The organism is Streptomyces sp. NPDC057474 (assembly GCF_042802555.1).
Classification (GTDB): Bacteria; Actinomycetota; Actinomycetes; order Streptomycetales; family Streptomycetaceae; genus Streptomyces.
Window position 1 is genome coordinate 18,560 of record NZ_JBHVDX010000112.1, and the last position, 12,399, is coordinate 30,958.

Below are 12,399 nucleotides of genomic sequence, written 5' to 3' on the forward strand. Positions count from 1 at the left end.
GCTCCCGGAGACAGCACAGACCCCCCACAACTTCATAACCCTCGTATCCAGAAGAAGAGAGCCGTTCAATGAAGATCAGCAATCGCAGAAGCAGGCGCGCCGCCGCGGCCATCGCCCTGGGATCCGTACTCGCGCTGACCGCCACCGCCTGCGGTGACGACGGCAGTGGCGCGGGCGGCGACAAGGGCTCAGAGGGCAGCGGCAAGGGCGAGATCGTCTTCTGGGACAACAACGGCGGTGTCCGCACCGACATCTGGAAGGAGATCATCGCCGACTTCGAGACGGCCAACCCGGACATCGACGTCGAGTACGTCGGGATCGCCTCCACGGAGTACCAGTCCAAGGTCGACACCGCCCTCCAGGGCGGTGGCCTCCCGGACGTCGGCGGTGTCGGCGCGGCCATGGCCGCCGGGTTCGCCGCGCAGGGCGCGCTGGAGCCCCTGGACGACCGGCTCTCCAAGTCCTCCCTCAACGGCAAGCTCAACGAGGCGATGGTCGAGTCGCTGAAGTCCGCCGGCGGCGGCGACGCCCTCTACTCGATCCCGACCTCCGCCAACAACGGTGTCCTCTACTACCGCACCGACCTGTTCAAGGCGGCGGGCCTGGCGGACCCGACCGACTGGGACAAGTTCTACGCGGCCGCCGAGAAGCTCACCGACAAGGACAAGAACAAGTTCGGCTACACCATCCGCGGTGGTGCCGGTTCCATCGCCCAGGCGCTGGACGCGATGTACGGGCAGTCCGGGATCACCTCGTTCTGGGACGCCGGCGGTGAGAAGACCACGGTCAACGACCCGAAGAACGTCGAGGCCCTGGAGAAGTACGTCGGCCTCTACAAGAAGGTCACGCCGGCCGCCGACCTCAACAACGACTTCACCAAGATGGTCGCCCAGTGGGACTCCGGCACCATCGGCATGCTCAACCACAACCTGGGCTCCTACCAGGACCACGTGAAGGCGTTCGGCGTCGACAAGTTCCGGGGCATCCCGCAGCCGACCGGCCCCGGCGGCAAGCGGGTCCAGGTCTCCAACCCGGTCGACGGGCTGGGACTGTTCAAGAGCTCGAAGAACAAGGAAGCGGCCTGGAAGTTCATCGAGTTCGCCACCTCGCACGAGGAGAACTCCAAGTTCAACAAGTCGGCGGGGCAGGTGCCGGCGAACAACGACGCCGCGAAGGACAGCTGGATCTCCGAGGCCGAGCCGACGAAGCTGGCCGCCGCCGCGCTGACGGACGGGTCCACGACGATCGTGCAGCTGCCGTACTACCTGCCGGACTGGAACACGATCTCGAAGACCGACAACGAGCCGGCCTTCCAGAAGGTGATGGACGGGCAGAGCAGCGCGAAGGAGTTCCTGGACTCGCTGGCCGATCAGCTGAACAAGGCGCAAGCCGAATGGAATGAGCAGAAGGGCTAGGAGCCCGGTCCGCTCTGTCCGTGGCCGGCTGTGGGTCCGCCGTGGCTGGCCGCGCAGTTCCCCGCGCCCCTTTGGGGCGCGGGGGTACCCACTGTTGAGAAAGGCACCCGCACGTGTCACTCACCCGTAGACAGGTCACCACCGCGGCGCTCGCCGCTGTTCCGCTCGCCGTCGCCGCCACGGGGCCCGCGTCCGCCGCGGTTTCGCCCGGCGGGGGCCGTCGTGAGCGCACGGTCTTTGTCGCCGGTGATTCCACCGCCGCGCAGAAGTACGCCGACGCCGCTCCCGAGACGGGGTGGGGCATGGCACTTCCGTTCTTCCTCCGGTCGGGGCTGAAGGTCTCCAACCACGCCGTGAACGGCCGTAGTTCGAAGAGCTTCATCGACGAGGGGCGACTCGACGTCATCCTCGAAGCCATCCGGCCCGGGGACTTCCTCGTCATCCAGTTCGGGCACAACGACTCCAAGGTCGCCGATCCCACGCGGTACACCGAGCCGTGGACGACCTACCAGGACTACCTGCGTCAGTACATCGACGGCGCGCGGGCCCGAGGGGCCCGGCCGGTGCTCGCGACCTCCGTCGAGCGCAGGAAGTTCGACGCGGAAGGCAACGCCGTGCCGACCCATGGCGACTATCCGGCAGCGGCGATCGCTCTCGCCGCGGAGGAGGGTGTCGCGCTCCTCGACATCCAGGCGCTGTCCATCGCGTTGTGGCAGAAGCTCGGGGTCGAGGAGACCAAGAAGTACTTCAACTGGACCGAGACCGAGCAGGACAACACGCACTTCAACCCGCCGGGGGCCATCGCCGTGGCGCGGTTGGTCGTCTCTGAGCTGCTTCGGCGCCGGGTGCTTTCGCCGCGGGATGTTCGTCGTTCGGACGAAGAGGTGCCCGACTCCTGGATCACCTGGCCCGAGGCGTAGCGCTCCGCTTGCAGGCCGGTTTTCGGCCGGCGCCCCGTCGTGGCTGGTCGCGCCCGCGCGGCGGAGCCGCAAATCGACACAGTCCGTCCGCGCCCCTGACGGGGCGTAATATCCCCTTTGTCTTGAAAGGAAGCGCATCCATGCGTCCTCGCATCTGGCATGCCCATGTCATTACATCCGTCGTCGGCTGCACCGCGCTGGTGCTCGGGGTCACCGGGACCGGCGTCGCCCAGTCCCAGGGGCGCGACCTCGGCCGGCAGGTTCTCGGTACGGGTGACGGCTGGGGGTCGGCGGAGGGTGGTACCACCGGTGGCTCGGCGGCCGACACCGAGCACGTGTACACCGTCACCACCTGGGCTGAGTTCAAGGCCGCGCTGAGGGACGGCGGTGACGCGCCGAAGATCATCAAGGTCAAGGGCATGATCGACGCCGTCTCCGAAGGGTGCGAGGCCTTCGTCGCCGGCGGCTACGACCTCCAGCAGTACCTCAAGGACTACGACCCGGCCGTCTACGGCAACGACAAGGTCGCCATGGGTCCCCAGGAGGACGCGCGGGTCGCTTCCGCCGCCAAGCAGGACTCGGAGATCAAGGCCAACATCCCGAGCAACACGACCATCGTCGGCGTCGGCAAGAACTCCGGCATCCTCGGCGGCAGCCTGCAGATCAAGGGCGTCTCGAACGTCATCATGCGCAACCTCACCATCGAGGCCCCGCTCGACTGCTTCCCCAAGTGGGACCCGACCGACGACAACAGGACCGGCAACTGGAACTCCGAGTACGACGCCGTGGTCGTCTACGGCACCGACCACGTGTGGCTCGACCACAACACGTTCACCGACGGGCGCTACCCCGACAGCGAGCGGCCGGTCTACTTCGGCAAGGTCTTCCAGCAGCACGACGGGCTGACGGACATCGTGCGCGGCTCCAACTACGTGACCGTGTCCTGGAACCGCTTCCAGAACCACGACAAGAACATGCTGATCGGCAACGGCGACGGCCTCGCCACCACCGACGGCGGCAAGCTCAAGGTCACCATGCACCACAACCGCTTCGACGGGATTCTCCAGCGCTCCCCGCGCGTGCGGTTCGGACAGGTCGACGTCTACAACAACCACTACGTGGTCACCGAGGAGCAGACGGACGACTACTACATCTTCGGTGTCGGCATCTCCTCGCAGCTGCACGCCAGCGACAACGCGATCACGCTGCCGGCCGGCACGAGCGTCGGCAAGGCCCTGAAGAAGTGGAACGAGTCCCCGCTCACCGCCGAGAACAACTACGTCAACGGCAAGCTGACGGACCTCATCGCCGTCCACAACGCCGAGATCCCCTCGGAGACCCTCCAGTCCGGCGCCGGCTGGACGCCCACCCTGCGGACCAAGGTCGACTCGCCGCGCGCCGTGCCGGGCATCGTCGCGAACCGCGCGGGCGCCGGGAAGGTCTGCTGATGGCCGGTTCTGACCAGACGTTCGGTAGGCAGCGGTCGGTCCCTGACCAAACGTCTGGTGGACGACCGCTCTCTGGCCAAACGTTTGTTAGACGATCCTTCCTCGCCGCGAGCATCGGTGCCGCGCTCACGCTCGGCGTCGCGCCCCACGCCCGTGCCGCCCATGCCACCCGTGCCGCCCGTGGGCGTCGGGTCTTCGGGCGGTACGGGTCGCCCTCCGCCCGGCTCAGCGCGCAGACCCTGTACGTGGACGCCGGCGGCGCCGGTGACTTCACCACCGTCCAGGGCGCCGTGACCGCCGTGAGCGGCAGCGGGTACACGCTGGTCGTCGCGCCGGGCGTGTACCGGGAGACCGTCGCCGTCAGTGTCGCCCGTACGGAGATGACCTGGATCGGGGCCTCCGGGAACGCCCGGGACATCGTGATCGTGTACGACAACGCGGCCGGCACCCCGAAACCCGGCGGTGGCACGTACGGCACCACCGGGTCCGCCACGACCCTGGTGCAGGCCGACGGGTTCACGGCGCAAGACATCACCTTCGCCAACGACTGGCTGCGCGCCGACCACCCCGGGATCACTGGCACCCAGGCCGTCGCCATCAAGGTGCAGGGCGACCGGTCGGCGTTCCTGCGGTGCCGGTTCCTCGGGCATCAGGACACGCTGTACGCCGACTCGATGGCGCTCGGCACCTTCGCCCGGCAGTACTTCCGCGACTGCTACGTCGAGGGGGACGTGGACTTCGTCTTCGGACGGGCCACGGCCGTCTTCGAGCGCTGCCACTTCCACACCCTGACCAGGACCGATCTGTCGTCCGCCCCGTACGGGTTCGTCTTCGCGCCCTCCACGGCGGGTGCCAATCCGCGCGGCTGTCTGGTCGTCGGCGGCCGGATCACCAGCGAGGCCCCGGACGCCTACTACAAGCTGGCCCGCCCCTGGGTGCCCAGCTCGGACACCACCGCCCGGCCCATGCTCACCGTGCGCGAGACCCGCCTCGGTGCCGGGATCGACGCGGTCGCGCCCTACACCAACATGTCGTCGGGCTTCCCCTGGCAGGACCAGCGGTTCGCCGAGTACCGGAACACCGGACCGGGCGCCGTCGTCTCCGTACCGGAGAACCGGCCCCAACTCACGGCCGTGGAAGCCGCGGCGGCCACCCGCGAGGCGTATCTCGGCGACTGGACCCCGTGGGAGAGGTGCTGAGATGCGCCGGCGCACACTGCTCACCGGGATAGCCGGTGGCCTGGTGGCCGTCGGCACGACCCCCGCCCTCGCCCAGGGCCCCGCCCTCGCCCAGGGCCCCGCCCTCGCCCAGGGCCCCGCCCTCGCCCAGGGCCATGCCCATGCCCCTACCCGCCGGGTCCTGCACGTCCGGTCCGGCGGGTCCGTCCAGGCCGCCGTGGACGCGGTCGACGGCTCCGGGTGGACGATCGTCGTCCACCCGGGGACGTACCGCGAGGTCATCAACATCCCTGCGGACAAAGGAGAGTTGACCCTGCGCGGTGCCTCTTGCGACCCCCGCGCCACCGTCATCGTCTTCGACCGCGCCAACGGCACCCCGAGGCCCGACGGCGGTACGTACGGCACCGCGGGCTCCGCCACCTTCACCTCGGCGGCGCCAGGTCTGACCGTACGCGACCTGACCCTCGCCAACGACTGGCTGCGCGCGGACCACCCGGACTACACGGGAACCCAGGCGGTCGCCGCGTACGTCACCGGGGACCGCTCGCACTTCGAGAGCGTCCGGTTCCTCGCCCATCAGGACACGCTGTTCGCGGACACCACCGCGCTCGACGCCTTCGACCGGCAGTACTACCGGCACTGCTACATCGAGGGTGACGTCGACTTCGTCTTCGGGCGGGCCCGTGCCGTCTTCGATTCCTGCCACTTCCGCACCCTTCAGCGGGACGTGTCCTTCACCCCCAAGGGCATGGTCTTCGCCCCCGCCACCGCCCGCGCCAACCCCTACGGCTTCCTCGCCCTGCACGGCCGGATCACCTCCGGCGCGGAGGACGCCGCGTACAAGATCGCCCGGCCCTGGGTGCCCTCGTACGAGACGACCGCCTGGCCCTCGCTGGTCGTGCGGGACACCTGGATCGGCCCCGGGATCGACGCGGTCACCCCGTACACCAACATGCGCGAGACCTACCCCTGGCAGACCATGCGCTTCCGCGAGCACGCCAACTCCGGTCCGGGAGCGGTGATCTCCGTGCCGGAGAACCGGCCGCAGCTGACTGCCGCCGAAGCCGGGGTGCACACGCGGCGGACGTATCTGGGGGACTGGAGGCCCTATGGCCACCGGTGATCCGATGCGCAGCCGTGACTCCGTGGGGCGCCGCGCCTTCGTCGTGGGCGCGGGGGCGGCGGCGCTCTTCGCGGGAGGGGGAACGGCAGCGGCGGCCGGGGTGGAGCCCTCGGGAGTCGCCGAGGGTGCCGCCCCCGCGTCCGCCGCCCTGCAAGGCACCCTCCCCGACTTCCACCCCCTCCTCAAGGACGAGCTCCGCTTCCCGCTCGCCTGGGGCACCTCGCCCATCCGGGACTTCCGCACCTGGCGGCGGGCGGCACGGGCGAAGGTCGAGGAGCACCTGTTCGTCGCCCGGGACGACACCCCGTACGCCCCCGAGTTCGGCGAGCGGCGCGCCGAAGGCGACGACTGCACAAGGGAGTTGGTCACCTTCTCTCTCAGCCGGTACGGCCGGGTGCGGGGTGCCCTGCTCACCCCGCACGGCACCGGACCGTTCCCGGCCGTCCTCCTTCTGCACGACCACGGCGCCAAGTTCGACATCGGGAAGGAGAAGCTGGTCCGGCCCTGGTTCGACGACACCCGTCTGACCTCCGCGCAGGCCTGGGCCGACCGGTACTTCAGCGGGCGGTTCGTCGGCGACGAACTCGCCCGGCGCGGGTATGTCGTCCTCGCCGTGGACGCGCTCGGCTGGGGCGACCGGGGCCCGGTCACCTACGAGGAGCAGCAGGCCCTCGCGAGCAACTTCTACAACCTGGGCTCGTCGCTCGCCGGGCTCATGGCCAGGGAGGACGCGCGCGCGGCGGCCTTCCTGGCCGGCCTCGACCGGGTGGACCGGCACCGGGTGGCGGCCCTCGGCTTCTCGATGGGCGCGTTCCGGGCCTGGCAGACGGCCGCGCTCAGCGACGACATCGCGGCCGCCGCGAGCGTGTGCTGGATGACCGGGATCAAGGAGGTCATGGTGCCCGGCAACAACATCCTGCGCGGCCAGTCCTCCTACTACATGCTCCACGCCGGGCTCGCCCGGCACCTCGACTTCCCCGACGTGGCGAGCATCGGCGCCCCCAAGCCGATGCTCTTCCTCCACGGCGGCCAGGACCCCCTCTTCACCAGCGAGGGCGTCCGGGTCGCGCACGAGAAGCTGCGCGCCGTCTGGCGCTCACGCCACGCCGGGGAGCGGTTGGACATCCGCGTCCGGCCGGACCTCGGCCATGTGTTCACCGCGCCCATGCAGGACGACGCCTTCGCATGGCTGGACGCCGTTCTGTAGCACGTCCGTCTTCGTCCGTCCCCCTCTGTGTCACGACGAAAGGACCCGCACACCATGCGTCGTACGAGGATCTCCCTCACCGCTCTCGCCACCGTCGCCGCGACCGCCGCCGGCCTCGGCATCCTGGCCACCCCCGCCCAGGCCGCCACGGTGGTGGTCAGCAACTCCACCGACCTGTCCAACGCCATCAAGAACGCCACCGCAGGCACGGTCATCCAGGTGCGCGGCGGCACGTACTACCCGACGGCGACCATCCAGTCGACGGCGAACGGCACCTCGGCCAGCAGGATCCACCTCCAGCCGTACGGCTCGGAGACCGTGAAGATCGACGGCTCGAACCTCCCCGACGGCGACTGGATCTTCAAGCTGACCGCCGACCACTGGACCGTCTCCGGCATCACCTTCCAGAACTCCCCGGACAGCGCGGTCGTCTGCCAGTCCTGCGCCTCCACGGTCTGGGACAACATCAAGACCATCAACGGCGGTGACTCCGGCTTCACGCTCACCGGCGACAGCACCACCAACAACCTGGTCCGCAACATCGACTCGTACGGCCACTACGACGCGGCCAACCACGGGGAGAACGCCGACGGCATCGCCGTGAAGTTCGGCTCCGGCAGCGGCAACCTCATCACCGGAGCACGCCTCTACAACAACTCGGACGACGGTCTGGACTTCTGGTCCTTCTCGTCGCCCGTCACCGTCGAGCACACCTGGGCGATGGGCAACGGCAGGAACCGCTGGTCGGACTCCGCGTTCGCGGGCGACGGCAACGGCTACAAACTGGGCGGCGACGGCGAGACCGTGGCCCATGTCATCAACAACTCGGCCGCCTGGGACAACGCGGGCAACGGCTTCACCGAGAACAGCAACAAGGGCGCCATCGTCATCAACCGCACCACCGCCTACGCCAACGCCAAGTGGGGCTACTACTTCGCCACCGGCGCGGCCCGCCTCGGCAAGAACCTGGCGGTCAGCAACAGCGGCGGCTCGGTCAACAAGGGTTCGTCGGTCGTGTCGTCCGGCAACAACTGGGACTCGGGCGTCTCGACCCCGTCCTTCCGCTCCACCAACGCCTCGACGACGTTCAGCGCCCGTTCGTCGAGCGGCACACTGCCCGCGACCACCTTCCTGACCACGGGCAGTACGACGATCGGCGCGACGATGGACTGAGCCGGTTCCCGGCCCTGACCGGAGATCACCACAGCGCTCGTCCGGCACGCCGGGCAAAACGATTCTGTCGGCGCGGAGCCATCGCCACCCCACACAGTGATGCGCGTAATCAGCACATCCGCATCAGCACATCCGCATCCGAATGGAGTGGTCTTCGTGGTCAACAGTTCTCGCCCGCTGATCCTGATCCGCGGATTCGGCGGCCCGGACGTGCAGGACGAGCAGCGTGACGCCTATCAGGGGTTCAACAACGGCACCGTGTATCCCAAACGCCGCGGCGAGAACTACATCTACGAGGGATTCGTCCTGCGCGCCCTGAAATCCGGGCAACACCCGTACCGGGACGCGACCAACGTGGTCGGCTACTACGCGGAGGAACAGTCCGGGCCGACGGAACACGACGGGTGGCCCGAGCACCTGCTCAGCGGCACGATGATCGTCGACGTCCCCATGGCGGAGGAAGTGCTGAGGCAGGGCGCCGCGGGGACTCTGTGGATCTACCGCTACTACGACCTCCTTCCCCGGACGATCCACCGTTACGGGGAAGGACTGGTCCGGCTCATCGAGATCATCCGGCACGGCATGCGGGGCGAGGAGTTCACCGGTGTGGACATCGTCGCGCACAGCATGGGCGGCCTCGTCGCTCGGGCGGCCCTGAGTCAGCTGGGGGACAAGAGCGAGGAACTCATCCATCGCATCGTCACCCTGGGCACACCGCACCGCGGCATCGCGTTCCAGTACATGCCGGATCAGCTGGTCAAAAGCCTCCCGGGCTCGGTCGCCGACGAGATCGCCGCGTTCGACCCGGACCGCACGGACATCCGGGCCATCCCGTTCCCCACCCGGAGAATTCTTACGGTCGTCGGTACGGACCACCGCTCCTACAGCAGCAAGTTCGCCAGTCTGGGCAATCGCGTCGCCACCCTGATCGACGACGGCACGCTCAGCTACAACCGCAGCGACGGCTTGGTCAAGCAGGCATCCGCCCAGATCCCGGGGGCTCCCCGGGCCTTCGTCCACAAATGTCACGGGGGCCGGGATTCCCTGGTGACGTCACGCGAGGCGTACGAGATCGCCATGCGTTTCCTCCACGGCACGCACTTCGTCCGGCTGAGACTGGACAAGGCCGAGGTGACGCGAGGCCGTGATCTCTTCGGCCGCAGCGAATTCTATTTCGGGGTGTCCGTCAAACCCCGGTTCATCGACTTCGACCTGTTCCACCAGAGCAGCGACGCCGAGAACTACTACGGCCCTTTCCGCAAGGACGACTTCACCGACGAGTTGCCCGATCTCGCCGAGGAGTTGAGCAAGCCGCTCTCGGCATCGGGTGATGCCACGACCGGTTGGGCGGGCGAGAACCGGCTGATCTGGGAGGGCTGGGTGAACGCCTCCGCCAAACCCGAGGGGATGGTGGACAAGACCGTGGTGCTCCGCCTCGATGTCCACGTGTGCGAGCGGGACACGCTCGGAATCGGATTCTCCGACAACCTCGTCTTCCGTAAGCAGTACTACGTGCAGGCGGTGCCGGAAGCCGCCGGGGGACCGCGCCTCTACCTCCACACCGGCGAGCGCTTCCTGGCGCCAGGGGCGACCGCCGAGGAAGTGCGCGCCGCCGCGGAGGGAGAGGACCCGGAGGTGCAACGGATGGAGCCCACCGATGAGGGGCAGCCCGGCACCTGGACCTTCAAGGTCGGAGGCACCGGCTTCACAGCGGACCTGCTGCTGTCGGTGACCGACGAACGAACCTCTTGATCACTGCCATACCGCCATACCGCCATACCGCCATCATGGGCTTACCGACTACGAGCCCCTGACCGGCCTGACCGGCCTGACCGGCCTGACCGGCCTGACCGGCCTGACCGGCCTGACCGGCCTGACCGGCTCCAGGGTCGGCACCACCGGCTTGATCGTTCCGTCGGCCGCGAAATCCATGCGGTCGATGGTTGTCTCCCGGTGCGTGCCGTCCCCGCCGGACTTGTCGGGGCCGTTGCGGGCGAACCCGTGGCAGACCATGTACCAGTCGTCCGTGCCGGGCACGTTCACCACCGAGTGGTGGCCGGTCGCCTTGATGCCGTACCTCTCGCTGCGGGTGGGTGTCGTCCTCGGACCACATGAAGTAGTACGTGCCCTTGCGCTTGATCACGAAGGCGCCCTCCCGGTAGTTGTCCGGGGTGATGTCCTTCACCTTGGTCGTGTCGAACGACACCATGTGGTCGTTCGGGGGACGGCGTATCCGCGCACGATGCCCCAGTAGAGATACGCCTGCCCGTCGTCGTCGACCGCGACAAGGGCCATGAGGGGGAGCAGGGCGTACGGGCGGTGGGGCGCATGACACGTCCTGTGCAAGTCTGGTGGATTCTGTCTGCCGAGTTGCCCTCGGAGTCTCATCAGTGAGGTGCAGGCGTCAATCGGTGTGCGTGTGAAGACTCCGAGCGAAACTTTCGAACGATTTCGCAGGGGCGCGGCAACCCTTTCCCGCCGGGCGGCGACCAGTGATCAGAAGTGGGCCGGGGCGGCCCCTCCGGCCCGCTTCGTTCCTCGTCTCCCTGAGACTCGTCCCCTGCGAAAGGAACATCCGTGCGTCAGACCATCGGACGCCATCGAAGAACGCGGACCCTGTCGATCGCCGCCGCCGTGTCCGTCGCCGCGGGGGCGGGCGGCGTCTACCTGGGCCTCTCGCACGACGGCGCCCAGGCCGCGGCCACCACGGTCACCGTCGCCAGCACCGCCTCGTTGGAGTCGGCCGTCGCGAACGCCGTCGCCGGTACGACGATCCAGGTGCGCGGTGGCACCTACCAGCCGACGAACACCCTGAAGTCCACGGCGAACGGCACCGCCTCGGCCCGCATCACGCTCACCGCGTACGGCAGTGAGAAGGTCAAGATCGACGGGTCCGAGCTGGCCGCCGGCTCCTGGCTCGCCGGGATCTACGGCGACTACTGGACCGTCTCCGGCCTCACCTTCCAGAACTCCCCGGCCCAGGGCTTCGTCGCCACGTCGTCCGTCGGCGGGATCTTCAAGAACCTCGTCACCGCGAACAACGGCGACTCCGGGTTCACGCTGCGCGGCGACGGCACGACCAACAACCTCGTGCGGAACCTGGACAGTCACGGCAACTACGACGCCGCGAACCACGGGCAGAACGCCGACGGCATCGCCGTGAAGTTCGGCTCCGGCACGGGCAACAAGATCACCGGCGCGCGCCTCTACAACAACGCGGATGACGGGCTCGACCTCTGGCAGTTCTCCTCGCCCGTCACCATCGAGCACTCCTGGGCCTTCGGTAACGGCAAGAACCGCTGGAACGACTCCGCGTTCGAGGGCAACGGCAACGGGTTCAAGCTGGGTGGGGGAGGGGCCTCGGTCGCGCACTCCGTCAACAACAACGCGGCCTGGGACAACACGTTGCACGGGTTCACCGAGAACTCCAACACCGGGGCGATCCTGCTGAACCGCAACACGGCGTACGCCAACAAGGAGAACGGGTTTTATTTCGCCACGGGTAAGGCCCGGGCGGCCCGTAACTTGGCGGTGGGCAACGGGACGGGGAAGGCGAAGCTGGGCCCGTCGACGGTGTCGGCCGCGAACAACTGGGACAGCGGGATCACTGTGCCTGCCTTCAAGTCGACGGACGCGGGCGGCGCGTATGCCTCTCGGCAGGCGGACGGGGCTTTGCCGGTCACGACGTTTCTGACCACGGGCTCCACGGCTATCGGTTCGACGATGAACTGAGCTGCCACGAAAGGTTTGTGGGGAACTGCGGGCCGTCCCGGGCCGGTCGCGCAGTTCCCCGCACCGCTGAAAGACGCGCAGTTCCCCGCGCCCCTGAAAGACGCGCAGTTCCCCGCGCCCCTGAAAGACACGCAGTTCCCCGGCAGCCAGAAGAACCGGGCCCTGCGGCAGCCGAAACCGCCCCCGCCGGTCGTCACCGGCGG

General features: G+C 68.4%; 9 protein-coding genes and 1 pseudogene. 9 read left to right on the forward strand and 1 reads right to left on the reverse strand.

Features of this window, described 5'->3' with window-relative positions; all coding sequences use genetic code 11:
* The first annotated feature begins 68 nt into the window (after positions 1–68).
* The 8 genes from ACFU53_RS27585 (at position 69) to ACFU53_RS27620 (ending at position 10,216) form a co-directional block, all read left to right on the forward strand.
* Complete coding sequence (locus ACFU53_RS27585; RefSeq protein ID WP_383997814.1) at positions 69–1,415, forward strand: ABC transporter substrate-binding protein; 1,347 nt, start codon at positions 69–71, stop codon at positions 1,413–1,415.
* A 113-nt stretch (positions 1,416–1,528) separates the two neighbouring features.
* Entirely contained in the window at positions 1,529–2,335 is an 807-nt protein-coding gene (locus tag ACFU53_RS27590; RefSeq protein ID WP_383997817.1) for a rhamnogalacturonan acetylesterase, read from the forward strand.
* A 140-nt stretch (positions 2,336–2,475) separates the two neighbouring features.
* Positions 2,476–3,783 carry a polysaccharide lyase family 1 protein gene (locus ACFU53_RS27595; protein ID WP_383997821.1) on the forward strand — a complete coding sequence of 436 codons (1,308 nt, stop codon included), beginning with the start codon at positions 2,476–2,478 and terminating at the stop codon, positions 3,781–3,783.
* A 113-nt stretch (positions 3,784–3,896) separates the two neighbouring features.
* A complete protein-coding gene (locus ACFU53_RS27600) occupies positions 3,897–4,982 on the forward strand; it encodes a pectinesterase family protein (RefSeq protein WP_383997844.1) in 1,086 nt (361 codons plus the stop codon).
* 1 nt (position 4,983) lies between these two features.
* A complete protein-coding gene (locus ACFU53_RS27605) occupies positions 4,984–6,084 on the forward strand; it encodes a pectinesterase family protein (protein WP_383997824.1) in 1,101 nt (366 codons plus the stop codon).
* Entirely contained in the window at positions 6,071–7,291 is a 1,221-nt protein-coding gene (locus tag ACFU53_RS27610; RefSeq protein ID WP_383997827.1) for a dienelactone hydrolase family protein, read from the forward strand. The genes ACFU53_RS27605 and ACFU53_RS27610 overlap by 14 nt, the downstream gene beginning before the upstream one ends.
* A 54-nt stretch (positions 7,292–7,345) precedes the next feature.
* Positions 7,346–8,464, forward strand: coding sequence for a pectate lyase (locus tag ACFU53_RS27615; protein ID WP_383997830.1), 1,119 nt, complete (start codon positions 7,346–7,348; stop codon positions 8,462–8,464).
* Positions 8,465–8,620: 156 nt separating this feature from the next.
* Positions 8,621–10,216: a lipase family alpha/beta hydrolase gene (locus ACFU53_RS27620; RefSeq protein ID WP_383997832.1), complete on the forward strand. Its 1,596-nt coding sequence runs from the start codon at positions 8,621–8,623 to the stop codon at positions 10,214–10,216.
* 48 nt (positions 10,217–10,264) lie between these two features.
* On the opposite strand, the pseudogene ACFU53_RS27625 reads toward ACFU53_RS27620, so the two are convergent.
* Positions 10,265–10,750 (reverse strand): annotated as a pseudogene (locus ACFU53_RS27625) (family 43 glycosylhydrolase); the annotation flags it as partial.
* Positions 10,751–11,041: 291 nt separating this feature from the next.
* Here ACFU53_RS27625 and ACFU53_RS27630 point away from each other — a divergent pair.
* Positions 11,042–12,196 carry a right-handed parallel beta-helix repeat-containing protein gene (locus ACFU53_RS27630; RefSeq protein WP_383997835.1) on the forward strand — a complete coding sequence of 385 codons (1,155 nt, stop codon included), beginning with the start codon at positions 11,042–11,044 and terminating at the stop codon, positions 12,194–12,196.
* Positions 12,197–12,399 lie beyond the last annotated feature (203 nt).

Bases quoted from the DNA above. Each gene is read 5' to 3' on its own strand.
- ACFU53_RS27595 (WP_383997821.1), top strand. From the start codon at position 2,476: ATGCGTCCTCGCATCTGGCATGCCCATGTCATTACATCCGTCGTCGGC.
- ACFU53_RS27610 (WP_383997827.1), top strand. From the start codon at position 6,071: ATGGCCACCGGTGATCCGATGCGCAGCCGTGACTCCGTGGGGCGCCGC.
- ACFU53_RS27585 (WP_383997814.1), top strand. From the start codon at position 69: ATGAAGATCAGCAATCGCAGAAGCAGGCGCGCCGCCGCGGCCATCGCC.
- ACFU53_RS27605 (WP_383997824.1), top strand. From the start codon at position 4,984: ATGCGCCGGCGCACACTGCTCACCGGGATAGCCGGTGGCCTGGTGGCC.
- ACFU53_RS27615 (WP_383997830.1), top strand. From the start codon at position 7,346: ATGCGTCGTACGAGGATCTCCCTCACCGCTCTCGCCACCGTCGCCGCG.